Origin of the sequence: Phocaeicola intestinalis, from assembly GCF_014837065.1 — a bacterium.
In the GTDB taxonomy this organism is placed as follows: domain Bacteria; phylum Bacteroidota; class Bacteroidia; order Bacteroidales; family Bacteroidaceae; genus Phocaeicola; species Phocaeicola intestinalis.
In genome coordinates this window covers 1-21,438 of the sequence record NZ_JACSPP010000015.1, presented here as the reverse complement: position 1 = coordinate 21,438, position 21,438 = coordinate 1, and the positions used below count along the sequence as shown (strand labels likewise).

Annotated in this window: 20 protein-coding genes; 11 read left to right on the top strand and 9 right to left on the bottom strand. The window is 43.2% G+C overall.

All coding sequences use genetic code 11. From position 1 onward, the window contains the following. Positions 1-36: 36 nt before the first annotated feature. Positions 37-1,293: a DUF4595 domain-containing protein gene (locus tag H9625_RS06690; RefSeq protein ID WP_191763542.1), complete on the bottom strand. Its 1,257-nt coding sequence runs from the start codon at positions 1,291-1,293 to the stop codon at positions 37-39. 20 nt (positions 1,294-1,313) lie between these two features. Next, entirely contained in the window at positions 1,314-2,507 is a 1,194-nt protein-coding gene (locus tag H9625_RS06685) for an OmpA family protein (RefSeq protein WP_087207382.1), read from the bottom strand. 299 nt (positions 2,508-2,806) lie between these two features. Between H9625_RS06685 and yfcE the strand changes: the two genes are divergently transcribed. Beyond that, entirely contained in the window at positions 2,807-3,346 is a 540-nt protein-coding gene (yfcE, locus tag H9625_RS06680; RefSeq protein ID WP_022040038.1) for a phosphodiesterase, read from the top strand. Between the two features lie 214 nt (positions 3,347-3,560). On the opposite strand, the gene H9625_RS06675 is transcribed toward yfcE, so the two are convergent. From H9625_RS06675 to H9625_RS06665, 3 genes are all read right to left on the bottom strand, one after another. Next, a complete protein-coding gene (locus H9625_RS06675; protein ID WP_087207383.1) occupies positions 3,561-4,922 on the bottom strand; it encodes a DUF5723 family protein in 1,362 nt (453 codons plus the stop codon). A 139-nt stretch (positions 4,923-5,061) separates the two neighbouring features. Continuing rightward, a complete protein-coding gene (locus H9625_RS06670) occupies positions 5,062-5,811 on the bottom strand; it encodes a LytR/AlgR family response regulator transcription factor (protein ID WP_191763540.1) in 750 nt (249 codons plus the stop codon). Continuing rightward, positions 5,795-7,849, bottom strand: a complete 2,055-nt coding sequence (locus H9625_RS06665) for a tetratricopeptide repeat-containing sensor histidine kinase (protein WP_191763538.1) — start codon at positions 7,847-7,849, stop codon at positions 5,795-5,797. The genes H9625_RS06670 and H9625_RS06665 overlap by 17 nt, the downstream gene beginning before the upstream one ends. A 137-nt stretch (positions 7,850-7,986) precedes the next feature. Between H9625_RS06665 and H9625_RS06660 the strand changes: the two genes are divergently transcribed. Together H9625_RS06660 and H9625_RS06655 are read left to right on the top strand one after the other, a co-directional pair. Next, positions 7,987-8,871 carry an aldose 1-epimerase family protein gene (locus H9625_RS06660; protein WP_087207389.1) on the top strand — a complete coding sequence of 295 codons (885 nt, stop codon included), beginning with the start codon at positions 7,987-7,989 and terminating at the stop codon, positions 8,869-8,871. Positions 8,872-8,892: 21 nt separating this feature from the next. Next, entirely contained in the window at positions 8,893-9,660 is a 768-nt protein-coding gene (locus tag H9625_RS06655; RefSeq protein WP_022040043.1) for a TIGR03915 family putative DNA repair protein, read from the top strand. 24 nt (positions 9,661-9,684) lie between these two features. On the opposite strand, the gene H9625_RS06650 is transcribed toward H9625_RS06655, so the two are convergent. Together H9625_RS06650 and H9625_RS06645 are read right to left on the bottom strand one after the other, a co-directional pair. Then, complete coding sequence (locus H9625_RS06650; RefSeq protein ID WP_022040044.1) at positions 9,685-11,544, bottom strand: SLC13 family permease; 1,860 nt, start codon at positions 11,542-11,544, stop codon at positions 9,685-9,687. Between the two features lie 48 nt (positions 11,545-11,592). Continuing rightward, complete coding sequence (locus tag H9625_RS06645) at positions 11,593-12,192, bottom strand: MarC family protein (protein WP_087207392.1); 600 nt, start codon at positions 12,190-12,192, stop codon at positions 11,593-11,595. A gap of 349 nt (positions 12,193-12,541) precedes the next feature. On the opposite strand from H9625_RS06645, the gene H9625_RS06640 reads away from it, so the two are divergent. From H9625_RS06640 to H9625_RS06615, 6 genes are read left to right on the top strand one after another with little or no spacing between them, the layout of a single operon-like run. Next, positions 12,542-13,240: a Crp/Fnr family transcriptional regulator gene (locus H9625_RS06640; protein ID WP_022040047.1), complete on the top strand. Its 699-nt coding sequence runs from the start codon at positions 12,542-12,544 to the stop codon at positions 13,238-13,240. Beyond that, positions 13,237-15,285 (top strand): M3 family metallopeptidase, encoded by a 2,049-nt coding sequence (locus H9625_RS06635; RefSeq protein ID WP_191763536.1) that lies wholly within the window; start codon positions 13,237-13,239, stop codon positions 15,283-15,285. The genes H9625_RS06640 and H9625_RS06635 overlap by 4 nt, the downstream gene beginning before the upstream one ends. 7 nt (positions 15,286-15,292) lie before the next feature. Then, positions 15,293-15,766 (top strand): DUF4847 family protein, encoded by a 474-nt coding sequence (locus H9625_RS06630; RefSeq protein WP_022040049.1) that lies wholly within the window; start codon positions 15,293-15,295, stop codon positions 15,764-15,766. A gap of 20 nt (positions 15,767-15,786) precedes the next feature. After that, entirely contained in the window at positions 15,787-16,230 is a 444-nt protein-coding gene (locus tag H9625_RS06625) for a dCMP deaminase family protein (RefSeq protein ID WP_022040050.1), read from the top strand. Continuing rightward, positions 16,220-17,860 carry a S41 family peptidase gene (locus H9625_RS06620; RefSeq protein ID WP_191763534.1) on the top strand — a complete coding sequence of 547 codons (1,641 nt, stop codon included), beginning with the start codon at positions 16,220-16,222 and terminating at the stop codon, positions 17,858-17,860. Before H9625_RS06625 ends, H9625_RS06620 begins: the two co-directional genes overlap by 11 nt. A gap of 17 nt (positions 17,861-17,877) precedes the next feature. Then, positions 17,878-18,444, top strand: coding sequence for a 5-formyltetrahydrofolate cyclo-ligase (locus H9625_RS06615; protein WP_191763532.1), 567 nt, complete (start codon positions 17,878-17,880; stop codon positions 18,442-18,444). Here H9625_RS06615 and H9625_RS06610 read toward each other — a convergent pair. Then, positions 18,425-18,715 carry a DciA family protein gene (locus tag H9625_RS06610; RefSeq protein ID WP_022040052.1) on the bottom strand — a complete coding sequence of 97 codons (291 nt, stop codon included), beginning with the start codon at positions 18,713-18,715 and terminating at the stop codon, positions 18,425-18,427. The genes H9625_RS06615 and H9625_RS06610 overlap by 20 nt on opposite strands. Beyond that, a complete protein-coding gene (recF, locus tag H9625_RS06605; RefSeq protein ID WP_022040053.1) occupies positions 18,712-19,830 on the bottom strand; it encodes a DNA replication/repair protein RecF in 1,119 nt (372 codons plus the stop codon). Before recF ends, H9625_RS06610 begins: the two co-directional genes overlap by 4 nt. Before the next feature lie 148 nt (positions 19,831-19,978). Here recF and H9625_RS06600 point away from each other — a divergent pair, with 148 nt between their 5' ends. Then, on the top strand, positions 19,979-20,656 hold the full coding sequence (locus H9625_RS06600) for a tetratricopeptide repeat protein (RefSeq protein WP_022040054.1): 678 nt from the start codon (positions 19,979-19,981) through the stop codon (positions 20,654-20,656). A gap of 148 nt (positions 20,657-20,804) precedes the next feature. After that, positions 20,805-21,299, top strand: a complete 495-nt coding sequence (ribH, locus tag H9625_RS06595) for a 6,7-dimethyl-8-ribityllumazine synthase (protein ID WP_022040055.1) — start codon at positions 20,805-20,807, stop codon at positions 21,297-21,299. Positions 21,300-21,438: the final 139 nt, after the last annotated feature.

Genomic DNA, 21,438 nt, shown 5'->3' with positions numbered 1-21,438 from the left:
CTTGGATTAACTACAATCTATGTATGAAAGAGAGAACTAATTCGCATAAATAATTTTATACGTATAAATATAATTTCCTCGATAACGAGTTATTTGGTCTATACGACCATTTGCCATCTCATAGTTAAATTCAGATACATCCCCCATTCCTGAAGCAGTTCCATACGTGTTTTCTGTTGCAACTAAACATGGAGCACGATGTCCCAAGAAATCAAATTGTGCAAAAAAACCATTGAAATCGGTTTGTGTTGCATCCAATTGGAAGCCGGAAGAACATACGACCTTATTCAAATCCACACTATACGAATTTATATCATCACGCGTATAGGTATACTGCCAAATCATTCCATTAGGATAATGAATAGAAAGAGGATTCCAATTATTATCATATTCCACATCTATATAATCATCCATCGTTTTACCACCTATAAGATAACCCTCATCGTTATAATCATACCACACGAAATCTTCATCATCCAACACATTACGTGTCCGTGTAATATAACCATCTTCATTGAAATAACCTTCAAAACACCAATCCGAAGCATCATTAAGAGCTACAGAAACTTTCTCCGCATCATATTGATAATTCCAAGTCCAATATAATTCATTTTCATTCACTCCATAAGAAAAAGAAGATATGCGTCCCAAATCATCATATTCATAAAGATAAACATTTTCAAATCGATACCCTGCGACATTACCTGTTTCTTCTATCCGTACGATACGTTGATTGTCAGAGAACTGCGGCTGATATGGACAATCGTTTCCCGGTTCCGGTGTCGGTTCAGGTTCCGGCTCATTATAATCACCTACACGATAATAATAATAAATGATAATATAATCGCCATAAAATCGGTAAATGATCAAGATACGCTCGGTAAGCTGGAAGATATACCAACGTTCGCCTCCAAAAGTAACAGAAGGACCTTCACCGTCATAACCGCTTCCACCGCCGATAATGGGTCCACTCCCCTCATCTGCATTCCAATCGAAGCTTTCTCCGGCACTTCCACCGGTTCCGCTTCCTCCATTACCCCATGAACCTATTCCGTTTTCTCCAAAATCCAGCCATGGAACATCACTTATATTTATATCTTCTGTCACTTCCCCCGTACTGGGATTTGCCATTTCACCTCCTGTGGGATTCCAACGACCAATCAGCATTTGTGCCAGACTCGGCTGTCCGTCTTCTATCACAATGGTTTCAATGCCGTCTTTATTACACGCAGACATCAATACAGCCAGCAATAAAAACGCAAAGCTATTTATTATTGCATTTATCTTTTTCATAATCTTTCCTCCTTAACTTATTATTCGGTAATTTCAAATTCTACACGACGGTTCATCAAACGACCTTCCGGAGTATCATTGGTCGAAATAGGACGCGTCATTCCGTAATATTCATACGACAAATGACTGGGTTCTACACCCGCTTTCAACAAATAATTGTAAACGGCCTCCGCACGTTTTTTCGAAAGTTCCATATTGTAATCGGCATCACCAACATTGTCCGTATGCCCTCTTACAACCACATGAATCGGCGTATTCTTCATCAAGCGCACAATTTTGTCAAGATACGGATACGACTCTTTCTTGATGGTACTCTTATCAAATTCAAAATTAATGATGTCTATCGCACAAATGGTCTTACCTGTAATAGACTCGCCCTTACCCAGCAATTCCATAATTTCCTCCAATGTATAGCAAGGCTTTTCTTCCACCACCGGTTTTTCTTCCACTACTACCGGTTCGGGTACATATACAGGTTCTACGACTTTCTTTTTAGGTGTCCGTTTAAAGATACTCAACGGCACAGAAAGCGAAGCGGTTATCTCAAGTCCCTGCAATTTCCGGTTGCCACGGATGTCATACCAGAAACGATTAACAGCAATAGCCTCTCCACTCTTTTCCATATCACTGTAGGTATCGGTAAACCCATACTGATAATTGGCTTCCAAAGCAAACTGCAAACGTTTGCCTCCGTTCAAATGAATGGGTATTTTCACTCCGGCTCCTACTGCACCGGCAAAATAAGTGTTTGCCATATTGGCTTCAGAAACATCCACTTTATAATCCATACCATGTTCGGTGAGCGATATATCACCGCCACGCACAAAGCCGACAACCGGAGCCACATACACATACGGACGTACGCTTTGATAATCACCAAAATTAAAAATTAAAGGCAGACGCACGTCTACATATTTCGCCTTCAATTTATAATCCAAATCACTGTCGCTGATTTTAGTCCCTCGCGAAAGCCAGTCCACTTCTGGACGGATAGAAAACAAACGGTTCTCACCGAACTCAAATTCAGCAAAAACCCCTCCTACACCACCAAATAGCATTTTCGGGTCACGATTTTTCAACTCGGAATACTTAGCCCACGAAAGCCCCATTCCTCCTTTTACACCGAAATAAATCCGATCGGCCGACATTTGAGAAAACGCCGATAAGCCTAGGATAGAAAACACTGCCAAAAACAAAAATTTTCTACTCATCATATCTTTCTCTTTTTATAATTTTTATAAATATAGAGAGATTCAAGATATTATACAAACCTTCATTTCCAGCTTTTATCACTATATACACAAAAAAGAAGTCCAAACGGACGAAAAGCAGACTTATGCTGTAAAAAAAAAGTAACAACAGTCTACCAATAAAACACCAGGAGCGTATGTTGACGGACAGAGAGACAGATTGATTTTTTTTGAATCGAATGAAGGATTCACCAGAGAATGAGAAATATTCTCCAATTCTTTCTATTTTTGCAGGCGAATAACAAACTATTAACACCAACTTTATGAAATATGTAATCGTATCCGACATCCACGGCTCTTTGCCCTGCCTGCAACAAGTAATGAAATTCTATGACGCAAACCAATGCGACGTACTTTGCATCTTAGGTGACATACTGAACTATGGTCCACGCAACAGGATTCCCGAAGGGCTGGACCCTAAAGGCATTGCTGAATGCCTCAATCATTTTTCGGGGTCAATCATTGCCGTCCGAGGCAATTGTGATTCGGAAGTAGACCAAATGCTACTTGATTTTCCGATACTTTCCGACTATGCCTTAGTAGCAGACAACGGAAAATTCCTGCTTCTGACACACGGACATCTATACAATGAAAACCGTTTGCCTAAAGGGAAATATGATGCTTTGTTCTACGGGCACACCCATCTGTGGCAACTGGAAAAACAAAATGGCATAACAATATGCAATACTGGTTCTATAACCTTCCCCAAAGGAGGGAATCAACCCACATTCGCCACTTATGAAAATGGAGTCATCACTCTCTATCATCTTGACGGTACAAAACTAAAATCACTGGAAATCTGAAAAAGACAAGAAAGACATCTCTTACCGAGCAGCATTGAAAATAAAGACAGACAAGACAAAATATGCTGCTTCTCTGTAAGAGAGTCTTTCTTTAATATATTTTATAACGCTTATATATCTGTAGGTGTCAACGCATATATATTACAACAGCAAAGCAAGTATATTCATTTCACCCTACACACATTACGAACAAACATTCTTACGTAAGAATCTTCTAGTCTCTGCTCTTTCCCAATGGAATAGACAACCCGATGAAGGCATTTACCGCTTTCGAGCTATTCCCAAAATACATATAGTCAGTACCTAAGAACAATGCTCCCAATTTCAAGGCAAGACCAAAAGACTTTCCTCCCGCCTGAATCGGAGAATAACTGGCAGCAATATTAAACCAGTTTTTCGGCCGGTAGGTGGCCGAGAATGTCAGTTCATTCAAGGTCTTAGGTTCAGCAAAGCGTGCGGTATATATAGCACCAACACTCAACTTATTATCCAGCAAACCATATTCGCCTGCCAACAGGATAGTAGACGCCAACGTAGTCTTGGTATCTTCTGCAGCCTCTTTGTCTTGCACAAAATTGAAACGATCCATACTCAAGAAGTCTCCATCCAGAAAATCCTGATAATTGCTGCCTGTCACTTCAAAAGAGCCGTTAGCAGGTGCAGCTACTGTAGTTTCGCCTTCTTTCCATTTAATGAATCCTAAATCAAGTACAGCCGCTGATACGGTCAAGTTATCCCATACCTTGTAACTGGCTCCCAGGTCAATACCGAATCCTGCACCCGCTATGCCAAAATTGCTTCCGTCTATATCGAACCCATCAATCTGCCCCGTAGTCTCATCAAAACTCAAGCCTCCACCTTTCATTGTCGTGGAGACACGTGCATTAACCGTGGCACTACCATACGTCTGATAAGGATTCAGTTCCGTATAATCACCGTTTGTCAGTGCGTCATCCACATAAATATCGAAATTGTCAACAGCCATTTCGGCACGTGCTATCCCCAACAGCACTTTCACACGTCCACCCACAGAAAGTTTCTCGGTTATCTGACGGGAATATCCCAAGCCGATTTCGGCATAAGCATTCAGATTGAAGTTCATATTCGAGAAGCTACCATTGATATCTTCTGTATTATTTACCCTACGCAAGTATTCAAACATAGACTGGGGAATAGATGCTCCTACATCAGCACGTAAACCGACATTTACATTCCAGAAGCCCTTCCCCGCATACCAACCAAAAGAAAGGACATCGGTTTTGAGGTTTACATTCAGACGGTTGTCTGATTTCAACCGGCTGTACAAGTCATCATTTAGAAATATATCTTCTCCCGAATCAAGAACATCCACAATGTCGTTGATGCCCAACACATTGGAAGACGTACCGACATTGAATGACCCTAAAACCGGTATATTAAAATATCCTCTCATTGGTTGTAATCCTGGATTCAATTCCAACCTTGAGCTAGTACCTTCCATAAAATAGGATGTCCGCAAATACTGGGCATGCACCGTCATACCCAATAAAAGACCACCTGCCACCAACCAAACTCTTCTGTTTAAAAATCCCTTCATAAATATGCTCTATCGTTAAATGTTTCTACAAAAATAAAAAAATAGCCATTACCAACAATTTCACAAAAACGGGATTTTACAACTATCCTATCTGTTTCGTGAGCTAAATGCACAAAATTAGCCACTATATGGTCAAAACTTATAGCTGATAAAATCGTTCGATCATTATTTTCTTATATTTTCGGGATATTAATAACTCCTCGGCAGCATTAAAAGGCGGATACATGATACAACGGTTATCCTGCACCATAATCAGGTAATGCATATTGATGATATACGATTGATGAATCTGTATGAAAACCGAATCGTAAGCACATAACTGTTCTGCCGTCGTACTCCGACGCAACGCCAGGAATGTACCATCGGTCAAGGCTGCTTCCCATATCTTACGGTTCGATAAATAACGGAAATACCCGATTTCGGATGCACGCAAAAAACGCAAGTCCCCAGTAGGAGTCATTACCATAAACGGCCTGTCTTTTAATAAAGCGGCAACATTGCCTACATCACTTTTCACATTTTGCTCACATAATCGTGACATAACCATCTGCAATTCACTCGAATCAACCGGTTTTTGCAGAAAATCAAAAGCAGCACTACGCAATGCGTCAATCACATATTTATTATATGCCGTATAAAATACGACACGCATATTCCATGTAATCTGGTCACGCAAGCGGGCAAGTACATCCATCCCGGTCATATCTGGCAATTCCACATCCAGGAACAACAAATCGGGTTTTGTCTTTTCTATTACCTTCAATCCGAGACTTCCCGTTCGTGCAGTCCCTTCTACCGACACGCAAGAATAACGCTGCAATTCGAACGACAAATTATCAATGGCACTTTCCTCATCGTCTACAATGACTGTTCTAAATATCTGTTCCATAAAAGGGTTTCTTTTGTTTCTTCAATTCAAATGAATAATCTACTGGCAACCGAAAATAAACTTCACATCCGGTTTCATGCGATGCCATCTCTACATTATTTATATGCATCACAATCGGACGACGATTGTAAGCGTTCAACAATTGGAGTGTCCTGGTAATAACTTTCATACCGGTCCCTGTTCCAAAGGCACCACTTCCGATACGATACCCTCCTCCATTGTCACGGATAAATATTTCTATTTCATCGGTGTGTTGACAAATATGTATGCTTAACCGCTTTGGCCCCACCTTTGTACGCAAGCCATGTTTGATGGCATTTTCTATTGGAATCTGCAGCAGCATAGCAGGTATCTTCACATTGGTCTGATTGATTTGGGGATCCACTTCGACGGTATAGACAAAATCGGGCTGCAAAGTCTTGCTTTCCAACTCCACATAAGTCTGCACAAAATCCAACTCGTCACGTAATGTAACAGAAAGGCTATCTGCCAATTCCAAATTACGACGTATCAGTTTAATCAACCCGTTCAGGTTAGTATCCGACTCCGCAACCCGATTCGCCTTCACTTCCCGATTCAACACATTGAAAATAAAATGTGGAGAAATACGGTTGCGAATATTCGCCAAACGCAACGAAGTGATGGCCGTACGCAAGTTGCTTTCTACTTTGGCACGTTTCTTTTTACGATGCAAGAAAATAAAAAAGCCGCACATACCTGCTAGCACCACCACCAGCGAACCACCATAAAGCCATTGGTTCAGGCGCAACACTTCATTTTCTTTTTGTTGAATAAACATTTCTTTCTTCATCAGTGTACTATCGCGCTGATAACGCAATGCTATAGATGCAACCCTCATCCGGATGCGTTCATTACGGGTAGAATCGTCTATTCGGTTATTTTCCTTCAAATAATAATATGCTTGCCTGAAATTACCGCTTTCCTCAAAATAATGCTGCAAGTAACGGTTCCGTATATGCAACATATTAGGGTCGATAACATCAGGTTTTACAGCTTCTTGCAAACGTTTCCTTGCCAAAGGCAAATCTCCTCTTTTCAAAGCCAGTTCAATCAGCTGGGTATCTATGTAATAAAGAGCAGAAGTGTTTTCCATCTCCTTGAAATAAGCATAGCACTGATTCAGGTAATAAGTTGCCGAATCCGTCTGATTCATCAGCAAAAAAACCTCTCCTAAATTCACCATTGTCATATTCCGTTCAAATTTCATATCCGGATACTGGTTGACAAACACCAACAACCGGCGGAAATAATCCAATGCTTTCGGATAGTCCTGCCGATAATAATAAGAATTTCCCCGGTTATTCAAATAAATATGCTTCTCATAAGGTTTCATTTGAGCGAAATATTTTCCTGCCAAATCGAAATAATAGTCGCAACGGTCGAAATCCCGCAAATTCATATTGACTTGAGCAAGCCCATAATAAATCGGGAAACGTTCCTCATCGGGCATGCGCAACGAATCAGCCAATGCCAAAGCCCTTCTGTACCAATACGAACTCCAGTCATATCTGCCTTCGCCACTATATGCATCTGCCAAATTCAACGCAACATTCAGCAGTTTATAAGGCTCATCCACACGCTCGCAAAAATCATACGCTCTCCGAAACGCCATTCGTGCTGAGTCAAAAACAGTCGTACGTGCATACAAGTTGCCCTTCATATTTGCGACTTCTGCCGATAAAATCCAATGCCGCTTACTGGACACATTCGTTTTTTTGCAGAAATCCGTAGCTAAACGCAACAGGCATTCTACCGAATCTGTTTCCGATATAAACATCTTTGCCTTTGCCTTAAGGGTAAGCATTTGATAATACGTAATGCTGTCCTTCAGCAAAGGCAAGATACTATCGACTTTTCCACATACAAAAACAGGATTATCACTTAACGTATCTTCCCATTGCGCAAACAAAGGCGCATAGCAATCTACATTTTCCACCTTTTTCTTCCTGACACAACTTCCTGCCAATCCTCCCCAAAGGCAACTTATTATCAAAACTATCACTATTTCACGATTCATATCTTTTCTTGTCTTGCCAAGACAAATGTATGTAAAAAAAGTATACATAGCAAAAATAAGTTGCATAAATTACACGAGCAAACAAGGAATTTCGTATTTTTGGAATAAAAATCCAAACATCATAAATAACGGGAAATATGAAAACACTATCTAACGACAAAATCAGTATCCAAGTAGCCGATCATGGGGCCGAACTGGTAAGCATCGTTGCTAATGAAACAGAATATTTGTGGCAGGCAGATCCTCGGTTCTGGGGACGTCATTCGCCTATATTATTCCCTATTGTAGGACGGGTATGGAACAATTCTTACCGCCACAAGGGAAAATCATACGAATTAGGGCAGCATGGATTTGCACGGGACATGGATTTCCAGCTGACATACGAAGAAGAGAACGCCCTCATTTACAGTCTGGAAAGCAATGAAGAAACACTGAAGAAATACCCCTTCACATTTGTACTGGAAATTGGCTACCGGCTAAAAGGGAATCGCATCGAAGTAATGTGGAGTGTTCAAAATACAGGAAACGAAAACATGTATTTCCAAATAGGCGCACACCCTGCTTTTTATTACCGTGACTTCGACACAGTTACCCAAGAAAAAGGGTTTCTCGACTTCGGTAAAGACAAAAAAACATTAGAATATATCTCGCCAACAGAAAAAGGCTGTACATCAAACGAACGACAAAGCCTGACGCTAAACAATGGAATGCTGGAACTAACTCCTGCCACTTTCCAATGTGATACCTACATGTTTGATAATAGCCAACTGAAAAAAATCACACTGACAGACAAATCCAAGACTCCTTACCTTAGCGTAGAATTCGACAGCCCACTGGTAGCCATCTGGTCGCCTTCTGTATCCCATCCCGATGTTCCTTTTGTCTGCATTGAGCCATGGTACGGACGTTGTGATTCTGTCGGATACAAAGGAGAGTTTAAAGACCGTGAATGGATGCAGACCCTGGAACCTGACAAGAGTTTCGATGCCAGCTATTCCATCGTACTGGAAGATATAAAGTAATCAAAATTTTTCTTTATTATAATGATTATCTTCGTTTACGACCATACATTCGAAGGCTTGCTTACGGCTTTGTTTGATGCATACGTACGCCGGACATTTCCCGACAAACTTTTGCATGAAACAGAGCCTCTTCCTTTATTTTATAATGAACTTTACCGCGTCACCACCTGTACTGAAAAAGCGGAACGGGTATGGAAAGCCTTGTGTAGAAAACTATCGAAACAAGCTACAGCACTCATCACCTACTGTTGGTTGTCTGAAGCCTCCGAAGCTCCTATGCTCTTGATGAAATATATGAAACAAATATTCGATTCAAAACACTCTATTACTACCGATTTCACCAACCCTGTAACATTAGCTGTTACACAACTTGGAAGAAAAGTAAGCGGTGAACGTCACCGCATCCTACAATTCATGCGCTTTCAAAAACTTGCCGATGGCACATACTTCGGCATAATAGAACCTCTGTATAATGTGCTATCATTAACCATCAGGCATTTTCAAGACCGTTTTGCCGACCAACACTGGATTATCTATGACGCACGCCGGCATTTCGGTTACTATTACGATGGCATACAAGTGAACGAAATCGCTTTTACAAATGTCCATCAGCCTGCTTTAGTGACCGGAAAAGTTGATGAAAATCTACTTGACAGGGAAGAAAGACTATACCAGACACTTTGGAAAAACTACTTTCACTCCATCTGTATCCGCGAACGCCTTAATCCTGTCAAACATAAAAAAGACATGCCTGTCCGCTATTGGAAATTCTTGACTGAAAAGAATTAACCATACCCACAAAAAACTGCAGGACTAAAACGGGAACAATAGCGGCAATACAACTATCATCACTACCCCCATAAGTATCTGCAATGGCAAACCTACCTTGACATAATCCATAAACGTATACTGTCCGGCAGGCATTACCAAGGCATTGGGAGGAGTAGAGAAAGGTGAAGCAAAACACATACTTGCAGCTACTGTTACGGCAAAGAGAAAAGGCACCGGGCTTACCCCAATCTGCATAGCACTCTGCAAGGCTATAGGAGCCATCAACACAGCCGTCACCGTATTGCTGATAAACATGGTCATCAAAGAAGTGGTAAAATAAATGCCTGCCATCAAAACCAATGGTCCGTATGCCCCCAACCCGTTCACCAAAGAACCGGATATATAATCGGACGCTCCTGTCTTCTCCAATGCCAACGACATAGGCAGCATACCTGCAAACAATACGATAGTTTCCCAATTAATGGTCTTATAGGCAGCCTCTACATTACGGAAGCATCCCGTAAGCACCATCAGCATAGCGGCAATCATCACCGCCGTAACCGGAGCCACCGGAATAAAGTCGAAAACCATCATCGCCACCATCAATAGCATAATAACAGCAGCCACCGGCGCCTTGTAGTCGAGCGTCACCTTGGCGGCCTCAGCCAAAGGTTGTCCCAATACCACCCAGTCGGTATCTTCTTTAGTCAACCGGGCTATATCATGCCATTGGCCCTGCACAAGCAACACATCACCATTGTGCATCCGTTCATTGCCAAGGTCTTGCAATATATACTCTTTTTTCCGGCGTATCCCCAGCACATTCACATTGAACTTATCACGGAAACCTGCTTCTTTTACCCGCTGATTGAGGATGTTGGAAGTAGGCATCAACACTATTTCTGCAATGCCGATATCATAAAAGCCCAACGAACGTTCGCCATTGACGGCTTCTTCGGTAATGTGCCCGTCCATCATCTCCAACCTACATTCCCCGACAAAACGGTTTACGGATGAAATATCCCCATTTACATACAAGACATCATTTGCCTGGATAACCGTATCTGCCGATGCCAACTTTTGCGTAACTGTCTTCAGGAAACGATGCTGTGAAGCTTCTCCCCGACGTACTTCCAGAATATTCAGTCCGTAGCGCCGTCTCACATCCAATGTCTGTACCGTTTGACCGACAATACCCGAAGCTGCATCCACCCGTAAACGAAACAGGTTATGTGCCAAACCATATTCTCTGACCAGTTCATTCAAAGACTTTCCGGAAGATTCACCATTGTTTTTTTCACGTTTCTTCGATAGAAACCATTTCGTAAGAGGCAACAACACCACGATGCCTGTTGCCACACAAACCAACCCTACCGGAAGGAACGAAAAGAACGACAAGGATTCAAATCCCGCATGTACCAGTGTGTCTTGTATCACCAGATTAGGCGGGGTACCAATCAGCGTCATCATACCTCCCATACTACTGGCAAAGGCCAACGGCATCAACAAACGTGCCGGATTCATACCAGCGTTGTTGGCAAGACTTACCACAATAGGCAACATCAAAGCTACAGTACCTGTATTGCTTACAAAAGCCCCGATGGCAGAAGTCACCAGCATGACCAGCAAAAACAAACGCAACTCGCTTTTACCTGCCAACTTCAAAATACGTGAACTGATCATCTTGGCCAATCCGGTCTGGAAGATAGCCCCTCCTACGACAAACAGTCCTACCATCATAATCACTACAGAATTAGAAAAACCCGACAAAGCCTCTTCTGGAGTCAAGACGTGAAAAACCAGCAAGCCTATCAGCGCACACAACGCTACTATATCCGACCGCACCCTTCCTGAAACAAAGAAAACGGCAGACAGGACCAAAATAACAAGTGTTACAAGCATCTTTTAAATGAAGAATTAAAAATTTAAGAATGAAAAATTTACCCTGTATCAGCCACCGTGCTGGAACTGTTCTATCAGCAATGTAAGGTTTGCCGTAAACAACCGGGCAGAAATGGCAAGCAAAATAATGCCGAAAAACTTACGGATAATATAAATTCCCCCTTTCCCCAGCATGCGTTCGATACGGTCGGTCATCTTTAAAACAATAAACACCCATACCATGTTCAGCAACAAAGCCAATAAAATGTTAACCGTTGCATATTCCGCCCGCAAAGACAACAAAGTAGTAAACGACCCAGCCCCGGCAAGCAACGGGAAAACCAACGGCACCAACGTAGCCTCCTTGATAGGACCGATATTCTTGAATATCTCGATGTCCAGTATCATTTCGAGCGACATCAAAAAAATGACAAACGCACCCGCCACCGCGAACGAAGCGATATCCACCTGAAAAAGCTTCAGAATCATGTCACCGGCAAAAAAGAAAGCCAGCAACAGTCCAGCCGATATCAAAGTAGCCTCTATCGCATTGACAGAACGTCCCTTTTGCTTCAAATCCAGAATAATGGGAACAGCACCAATGATATCAATTACCGCAAACAGTACAATAAACGCACTTACCAATTCTTGCAAACTAAATACTCCCATAGCCTCATAAGTTTAATTTTTGTTCACAAATATAACATAAAAAAACGAAATGAAGATACATACCAAGCAATATCCCTCCAAATTTCATAAAAAAAAGACAGAACCACCCAGCCGGAAAACATATTTCCATCGCTCTCCGAATATATCTTCAAAGACAAAAGGATATACCTGCACAAGCCAGACTAGTTATATGACCAACCGGTATCATCTATGTTGACCGAAACCGTCCTCTGCCCCAGCAAGCATTACCAGACGGTAAGAAACAATAAAAAAGGTAAAAGCCATGTTATGTATCAGAATATTGCTTAATTTTGTATGTTAAATTATAACTTAATAAAGTTAAAGACAGATGGAAGAGAATAGTATGTACAATAAGCTTTTGCTACTTCCCTTGTTCCAAGGGCTATGTAAAGAAGACTTTACAGCCATACTGGAAAAAGTAAAACTACATTTTCAAAAGCTTCCCGCAGGTAGTTGCATCGTGCGCCAAAACAATGCTTGCGAGGGCCTGTTTTTTGTCTTGCAAGGCAAAATACAGTCAGAATCAGCAGACCAAACCCATAATTATACACTCTACGAAACATTGGAAGCACCGTATGTAATAGAACCTTATTCATTGTTCGGAATGTATCCGCAATACAATGCGTCATATCACACCCTGACGCCCGCAAACATCATCAGTATCGACAAATCATACATTCTGACAGAACTGAACAAATATGCCATCTTCCAGCTGAATTTCATGAATCTGCTTAGCAACCGGGCACAAACCATTTACCGCCGCCTGTGGAACGCCCACATCGGCGACACACAAAGCAAAATCATCAATTTCCTGTTGCTGCGATGCACCACCACCAACGGCTTCAAAAGGCTGCATATCCGGATGGAGGACCTTGCCGACCTGATAGATGACACACGCATCAACGTATCGAAAATATTAAATGAACTAAAACAAGAAGGCCTGGTATCACTCAGCCGGAGAGAAATAGAAATCCCCGACATGAATGCACTTATAGCCTACAACCAAACCAATAAACAAACAAAATGACATTTATGGAAAATCCATTTTTCACCCCCTACCATACACCGCACGCTACCGTGCCATTCGACCGAATCACGCTCGCCGACTATGAGCCTGCCATCCGCGAAGGCATGCGCCGTGAAAACGAAGAAATCAAAGCCATTACCGATAATCCACAAGAACCTACCTTCGATAATACGGTAAAAGCATTGGAACAGTCTGGCGAACTGCTTGACCGAGTCACCACGGTGCTATTCAACCTGATGAGTGCCGAAACAAGTGATGACCTGGAAGCCATTGCTGAAAAACTGATGCCCGAATTGTCGGAACACAGCAACGACATCAATCTGAACGCAAGGCTTTTCCAACGTATCAAACATGTGTATGAAAAACGTGACCGGATCAACCTTACACACGAAGAATACCGGTTACTGGAAAAAACGTATGATGGATTTGTGCGCAACGGTGCCAACCTCTCGGATACGGACAAAGAGACTTTCCGCAAACTCAGTACAGAGCTGAGTACCCTTACTCTTCGTTTTTCACAAAACCACTTGAAAGAAACCAACAATTACGAATTGCAACTGACCCAAGAAGAAGACCTGAAAGGGCTTCCCGAAAGTGCCGTCGAAGCAGCTGCACATACAGCAAAAGAAAGAGGGAAAAACGGATGGATATTTACGCTGCAAGCACCCAGCTATGTGCCGTTTATGAAATATTGCGACAACCGCCAATTACGCCGTCAGCTATATCTTGCCTACAATACCCAATGTACACACGATAATGAGCAAAACAACCTTGATATCGTCAAACGGTTGGTAAACCTGCGCATGCAGATAGCCCAGCTGCTAGGATTCGCCGACTTTGCCGACTATGTACTCAGGAAACGCATGGCAGAAGACAGCCAGCACGTTTATCGCCTGCTCGACCAACTGCTGGAAGCCTATACCCCTACAGCCCATAAAGAAATAGAAGAAGTTACAGCCTTGGCACATGCCCTCGAAGGAGAACACTTCGAACTGATGCCCTGGGATTTCTCGTATTACTCAGAAAAACTGCGCAAGGAAAAATTCGACCTTGACGAAGAAGCCCTCCGGCCTTATTTCGAACTGAGCCAGGTGAAAAGCGGTGTATTCGGATTGGCTACACGCCTGTATGGCATAACTTTTAAAGAAAACAAAGACATCCCCGTATATCATCCGGACGTCAAAGCATATGAAGTATACGATAAAGACGGAAGTTTTCTGGCCGTACTTTACACCGATTTCCATCCACGTGCTGGGAAAAAATCAGGAGCATGGATGACCAGCTACAAGGAACAATGGATAGACGACAATGGTACCAACAGCCGTCCACATGTCTCCGTCACGATGAATTTCACAAAGCCGACCCCCGATAAACCGGCACTGCTGACATTCTCGGAAGTAACCACATTCCTGCATGAATTCGGACACGCATTGCACGGCATATTCGCCAATACACGGTTCAAAAGCATGAGCGGAACAAATGTTTATTGGGATTTTGTAGAACTTCCCTCGCAAATCATGGAAAATTTTGCCATTGAAAAAGAATTTCTTAATACCTTTGCACGTCATTACCAGACTCATGAACCACTGCCCGAAGAACTGGTTAAGCGAATTATAGACGCAGCCAATTTCAACGTTGCCTACGCCTGCCTGCGTCAAGTCAGCTTCGGATTGCTGGATATGGCATGGTATACACGTCATACCGCATTCGACGGAGATGTCCGTGCATACGAAAAAGAAGCGTGGAAACGCGCACAAATCTTGCCGCAAATAGCCGGCACGTGCATGAGCGTACAGTTCGGGCACATTATGTCGGGAGGCTATGCCGCCGGATATTATAGTTATAAATGGGCAGAAGTGCTGGACGCTGATGCTTTTTCTGTATTCAAGGGAAAAGGCATTTTCAATACCGAAGTGGCACAATCGTTCCGCGACAATATCTTGTCGAAAGGAGGAACTGAGCATCCGATGGTACTATACAAGCGCTTCCGAGGGCAAGAGCCTGCCATCGATGCTTTACTGAAACGGAATGGAATCATAAAATGAAAAAACAATGAGAAAATACGGATTATACATCTGGCTGTGCATGGCAACGCTGCTTTGCGGATGCAACCAGGAAGATGATGTGTTTGAAATATTTGCCAGCGGACAGACATGGCATTGGAGCGGTTCGTATGACACGACAAACTGGCAAGATGACAATAACTACACCTTGACAACCTCGAAAGATGACTTGGAGCAAATCAACAAAGACCCGGACAAGTTCATTATCCAATTTGCTGAAGACGGGAGCGTAACAGGACAAGGCGAATCGTTTACGTTTACCGGCACATGGAGTGCAGACGGAAATGACCGGAGTTTTTCGGTGAGGCTGACTCCCAACCATACCCCTAGCGGACGAGACAAGACGTTCTATGATGAAATCAGCAACGCACATTTTTATCGGGGAGATTCACAACTCATTAAACTATTTAATGCAGACAAGAACCACTATATACAATTTTACCCCGTCGGATTCAGAAACTAAAATAACACCTTATTATATATATGGAACCAAGCGACACCAAACAAGAAACATTAGACAGGCGATACATGCGCATGGCTACTATCTGGGCAGAAAACTCTTACTGCAACCGAAGAAAAGTAGGGGCACTGATTGTCAAAAACAAGATGATAATCTCGGATGGCTACAACGGGACACCTGCCGGATTTGAAAACGTATGCGAAGACGAACACGGACTGACCAAACCGTACGTATTGCATGCCGAAGCTAATGCCATCACCAAAATAGCCCGTTCGAACAACAGCAGCGAAGGAGCAACACTTTATGTCACCGCATCCCCTTGCATCGAATGTGCCAAGCTGATTATCCAAGCCGGCATCAAACGGGTAGTGTATGCCGAAAAATACCGGTTGGAAGATGGTATCGAACTCTTGAAACGCGCAAATATAGAAGTGATTTATTTAAACGAAGAAGCGTATGACAAATAACAACAAAAACCGGCTGATGCCTTTCCTGCTTGCCTTTTGTGTAGTGATAGGAATCTTAATCGGAACATTTTATGCCAACCATTTTTCAGGCAACAAACTGGGCATCATCAACACTTCATCCAACAAGCTGAACGCTCTGTTGCGTATCATAGATGACCAGTACGTAGACACTGTAAATATGTACGACCTGGTAGAAGAAGCCATGCCTCAAATACTCGGCGAATTGGACCCGCACTCGGCATACATCCCTGCCAAAGATTTAGAAGCTGTCAATTCCGACCTGAAAGGCAGCTTCAGCGGTGTAGGCATACAGTTCACCATCCAAGACGATACCATCCACGTGAACAATGTAATCCCCGGTGGACCTTCGGAAAAAGTAGGTATGCTGGCAGGCGACCGTATCATTGAAGTAGACGACTCGGCTTTCGTGGGTAAAATAGTAACCAATACCGAAGCCATGCGACGCTTGAAAGGCGAAAAAGGAAGCACCGTCAAACTGGGTGTCTACCGCCCTGGTGAAGAAGAAATACTACACTTTACAGTTGTCCGTGGCGATATTCCGGTAAAAAGTATCGATGCCGCCTATATGGTCAATGACCAGTTTGGCTATATCAAAGTAAACAAGTTCGGAGAAACCACTTATCCGGAACTGCTGGTGGCACTTGCCAAACTGAACCGTGCCAACTACAAAGGACTGATTATCGACCTGCGTGGAAACACCGGAGGATATATGGCATCAGCTATCCAAATGATTAATGAGTTCTTGCCAGGAAACAGCCTGATAGTATATACAGAAGGACGTAAATCCCCACGCGAAAACTACACATCCAACGGTACTGGAAGCAGCCAAAGCATTCCGCTTGTCGTGCTGATGGACGAAGGCTCGGCATCGGCAAGCGAAATATTTGCCGGAGCCATTCAAGACAATGACCGGGGTACCATCATCGGACGCCGCTCGTTTGGCAAAGGGCTTGTACAGCAACCTATCGAGTTCAGCGACGGTTCGGCTATCCGCCTGACCATTGCCCGCTATTACACTCCTTCGGGACGCTGTATCCAAAAGCCATACGTAAAAGGAAACGATTCAGAATACGAAATGGACTTGATTACCCGTTACGAACATGGCGAATTTTTCTCGGCAGACAGCATCAAGCAGAATACCCAGGAAATCTATCATACCCGGTTGGGACGGACTGTTTATGGAGGCGGAGGCATTATGCCAGATATCTTCGTTCCGCAAGACACCACAGGCATTACGACTTACTTCCGCATGGCCGCTACACGGGGACTGATTATCAGATATACACTGGATTATACAGACAAGAACCGAAGCACGCTCCAGAAGTATACGACTCCCGACAGCATGGCCGACTACCTGAAAACCCAGAACCTGCTGGAAAAATTCGCATCGTATGCTGAAAAGAAAGGATTGAAACGCCGGAATATATTGATGTACAAATCCAAAAAACTGTTCGACGAAAACCTGTACGGAAACATCATATACAATGTTCTGGGCATCGAAGCATACATTGAATACAGCAACAAGACCGACAAAACCGTCTTGCAAGCTCTGGAAGTATTGGAAAAAGGAGAATCTTTCCCTAAAGCACCGGAAGAAGCAACCAATTGACCCAACACATCAAGCACATGCAGTCAAAGAAAGATATCAGAACCCGTATAGCACAAGAAAAAAAACAGCATACGACAGAAGAATTACACAATCTTTCTTCCAGGTTGTTTAGCCAGTTGGAAGCACATCCGCGCTTCCAACTGGCTAAAACCGTCTTGCTTTATCACTCTCTTCCCGATGAAGTACAGACACATGCATTCATAGAAAAATGGCATTCCCAAAAGGTAATTGTGCTGCCTGTAGTAAAGGGCAACGAACTTGAATTGCGCACATATAAAGGTGCAGACCAGTTGCAGACAGGTAGCTTCCACATCCAAGAACCCCTCGGAACAGCATTTCCTTCACCTGCCTCCATCGACCTTGCCATCATTCCAGGCGTATCTTTCGACCGGAAAGGCAACCGTTTAGGACGAGGCAAAGGATATTATGACCGTCTGCTCAACAAACTGAATGTATATAAAATAGGCATATGCTTCCAGTTCCAACTGACCGAGCCAGGACTTCCGACAGAAGACTCCGACATACCTATGGACGAAGTATGGACCGAAAACGGGAACGTTGCCTCTACCGGAAGACAATGTTGACTATTACCTGCGAACCGACTTGAGCATTCAAGTTACGTATCAGCAACGTCCGGCTCATTGACAACTCCTGCCGCAAGACCGACGACGACAAATGCACATACAAGACCTGGTTCTTGATATACAGATTCATCGTATAACGCGCAATAACGGGACCCACCACGTCTTTCCATGCCTCTATCAACCGGTATTCATTAAGTGGAGTCTCCAGACCTTCCTGCCTGAGCAAACGCCGGATAACATCCCCTACCTGTTCTGTATTGTTCCGTTTCATACGTCATCTTCTCCTTTCCGTTCCGACACACATCCGTCTACGACCTCAAACAGTTTATAATCCTCTCCCACCTCACGCAGAATCTTATCCAGATGCTCACGATTGGTATCGGTTATAAATATCTGACCGAAATTGTCTCCTGCCACCAGTTTGACAATCTGTTCCACACGCGATGCATCCAATTTATCAAATATATCATCCAACAATACAATGGGAACAGTATGGTTTCCTATCCGTTTCAAGAAATCGAACTGCGCCAGTTTCAATGCGATAAGATAGGTTTTATTCTGCCCTTGCGAACCTTCACGCTTGATGGGGAAATCACCCAGTTTCATAACCAAATCATCCTTATGCATACCTTTGGTAGAATACCCCAAAAGACGGTCGCGCTGCCGGCTCTCTTTCAGCAGCTGCAACAAGTCTCCCTCTCCCGCATGCGATTCGTAGGTCAAACTTACCTGTTCCCGTTCCTGCGAAATATAGGCATAATACGACTGGAATACCGGTACAAATTCATCGACAAAGCTTTTCCGCTTCCGGTAAACAATTTCTCCCATCGCAGCCATTCCTTCTTCCCACAAGGTCATCAGTTCATCTTCCGGTTCCATTTCCGATTTCAATAAGGCATTACGCTGCTGCAAAGCCTTGTTATACCTGATCAGGGCATCCAGGTATTCACGGTCGAACTGCGAAATAACCACATCCATAAACCGGCGCCTTTCCTCGCTCCCTCCTGCTATCAACCACGAATCGGCAGGCGACACCATAACCAGAGGAATCAACCCTATATGGTCCGACAGGCGGGAATATTCCTTCTTGTTACGCTTAAACTGCTTCTTCTGCCTACGTTTCAACCCACAATACACCTCTTCCGGTTCGCCCAGGCCATTCTCGTAAAATCCTTGTATCACAAAAAAGTCACGGTCATGAAAAATATTCTGCGAATCAATAGGGTTGGTAGCACTTTTGCAGAACGAAAGATAATACACCGCATCCATCAGGTTCGTTTTACCCATGCCATTCTTACCGATTATGCAATTCAACTTTCGGGAAAATCCCAGTTCTACCTGTTCCAGATTCTTGTAATTTAATATAGAAATGCGTTTTAACCACATAATTCATCCACTTTTAAGTCACAAAAATACGAATAAAAGGACGATTGATAAAAAAACATGCCCGCAAATTTCATTTATAACTATAAATAAATTACTTTTGCTGACCGAAATTGCATTGTGAGGAAAATAATAAAAAACAATAAGAAAGATGTCAAAACAAAATCAAACTCATGACCCATTGAATGTGGATGAAGCATTAAGCACTTCCGAAGCATTCCTGTTTAAGTACAAGAACCTGTTGATAGGTATCGTAGTAGCTATCGTAGTAATCGTATGCGGATTTCAGGCTTATACCCACTTTATCGGCGAGCCCAACGAGGTAAAAGCATCCGAAGCACTGTTTAAAGGCGAACAATATTTCGGAAACAACGATTTCGAGTCCGCCTTGAAAGGGGACAGCCTGGGATATGCAGGCTTTCTGAAAATAGCAGACGAGTACAGCGGAACAGATGCAGGAAATCTGGCTAATGTTTATGCCGGACTTTGCTACGCACAATTAGGCAAATACGAAGAAGCCACTACTTATCTCGACAAATTCAGTGCAGACGACTATATGGTAGCCCCGGCAATCATCGGTACTTTGGGTAACTGCTATGCACAGATGGGACAACTGGACAAGGCTGCAGCCACCCTACTGAAAGCTGCCCACAAAGCAAACAGCACAACCTTAAGCCCCATCTATCTGCTACAGGCAGGTCAGATTCTGGAAAAACAAGGCAAAAACGCCGAAGCTGTAGATGCTTACAAGGAAATCAAGACCCAATATGGCAACTCCTACCAAGCCATGAATATCGACAAGTATATCGAACGCGCTTCTATTAAATAAAGGTGGGAAAAGCATTCCATAGCGGAATCTTCCTACCAGCATGAGGCCAACGCAAACTATATAAACTAAATTGAATATCCGCAAACAATCCATGTTTGCGGATATTCATTAAACCAATTCTCACCATCTACCCAAAAACTCAAAAGCCATGTCAACAGCTTACCACAATCTCTCCGATTACGACACCAATGCCGTACCCGATGCTTCAAACATGCGTTTCGGAATCGTTGTATCCGAATGGAACTCTAACATTACCGGTGCCCTGCTGCAAGGAGCCGTAACTACTTTAAAAAAACATGGCGCAAAAGATGAAAACATCCTGACCGCAACCGTACCGGGCAGCTTCGAATTGACATACGGATGCTCCCAGTTCATCAAAAGCGGCAAAGTAGATGCAGTTATCGCCCTAGGATGCGTAGTGCGCGGCGATACGCCTCATTTCGATTATGTATGCATGGGAGCCACCCAAGGTATTACCTGTTTGAATGCAACCCATGACATCCCGGTACTCTTCGGCCTGCTTACAACCGATACCATGCAACAGGCAGAAGACCGCGCAGGTGGAAAATTAGGCAATAAAGGCGATGAATGTGCCATCGATGCAATAAAAATGATTGATTTTGCTTGCAAATTAAAAAAATAGCATTACCTTTGCAACGCATTTGAGAAAACGAGGGAATAAGCCAAATATTCCCTCTCAAAAAAGGGCAAATACCAGAGTGGCCAAATGGGGCAGACTGTAAATCTGCTGGCTTACGCCTTCGGTGGTTCGAATCCATCTT

Coding starts and splice junctions, on each gene's coding strand:
- H9625_RS06690 (WP_191763542.1), bottom strand. CDS start 1,293: ATGAAAAAGATAAATGCAATAATAAATAGCTTTGCGTTTTTATTGCTG.
- H9625_RS06685 (WP_087207382.1), bottom strand. CDS start 2,507: ATGATGAGTAGAAAATTTTTGTTTTTGGCAGTGTTTTCTATCCTAGGC.
- yfcE (WP_022040038.1), top strand. CDS start 2,807: ATGAAATATGTAATCGTATCCGACATCCACGGCTCTTTGCCCTGCCTG.
- H9625_RS06675 (WP_087207383.1), bottom strand. CDS start 4,922: ATGAAGGGATTTTTAAACAGAAGAGTTTGGTTGGTGGCAGGTGGTCTT.
- H9625_RS06670 (WP_191763540.1), bottom strand. CDS start 5,811: ATGGAACAGATATTTAGAACAGTCATTGTAGACGATGAGGAAAGTGCC.
- H9625_RS06665 (WP_191763538.1), bottom strand. CDS start 7,849: ATGAATCGTGAAATAGTGATAGTTTTGATAATAAGTTGCCTTTGGGGA.
- H9625_RS06660 (WP_087207389.1), top strand. CDS start 7,987: ATGAAAACACTATCTAACGACAAAATCAGTATCCAAGTAGCCGATCAT.
- H9625_RS06655 (WP_022040043.1), top strand. CDS start 8,893: ATGATTATCTTCGTTTACGACCATACATTCGAAGGCTTGCTTACGGCT.
- H9625_RS06650 (WP_022040044.1), bottom strand. CDS start 11,544: ATGCTTGTAACACTTGTTATTTTGGTCCTGTCTGCCGTTTTCTTTGTT.
- H9625_RS06645 (WP_087207392.1), bottom strand. CDS start 12,192: ATGGGAGTATTTAGTTTGCAAGAATTGGTAAGTGCGTTTATTGTACTG.
- H9625_RS06640 (WP_022040047.1), top strand. CDS start 12,542: ATGGAAGAGAATAGTATGTACAATAAGCTTTTGCTACTTCCCTTGTTC.
- H9625_RS06635 (WP_191763536.1), top strand. CDS start 13,237: ATGACATTTATGGAAAATCCATTTTTCACCCCCTACCATACACCGCAC.
- H9625_RS06630 (WP_022040049.1), top strand. CDS start 15,293: ATGAGAAAATACGGATTATACATCTGGCTGTGCATGGCAACGCTGCTT.
- H9625_RS06625 (WP_022040050.1), top strand. CDS start 15,787: ATGGAACCAAGCGACACCAAACAAGAAACATTAGACAGGCGATACATG.
- H9625_RS06620 (WP_191763534.1), top strand. CDS start 16,220: ATGACAAATAACAACAAAAACCGGCTGATGCCTTTCCTGCTTGCCTTT.
- H9625_RS06615 (WP_191763532.1), top strand. CDS start 17,878: ATGCAGTCAAAGAAAGATATCAGAACCCGTATAGCACAAGAAAAAAAA.
- H9625_RS06610 (WP_022040052.1), bottom strand. CDS start 18,715: ATGAAACGGAACAATACAGAACAGGTAGGGGATGTTATCCGGCGTTTG.
- recF (WP_022040053.1), bottom strand. CDS start 19,830: ATGTGGTTAAAACGCATTTCTATATTAAATTACAAGAATCTGGAACAG.
- H9625_RS06600 (WP_022040054.1), top strand. CDS start 19,979: ATGTCAAAACAAAATCAAACTCATGACCCATTGAATGTGGATGAAGCA.
- ribH (WP_022040055.1), top strand. CDS start 20,805: ATGTCAACAGCTTACCACAATCTCTCCGATTACGACACCAATGCCGTA.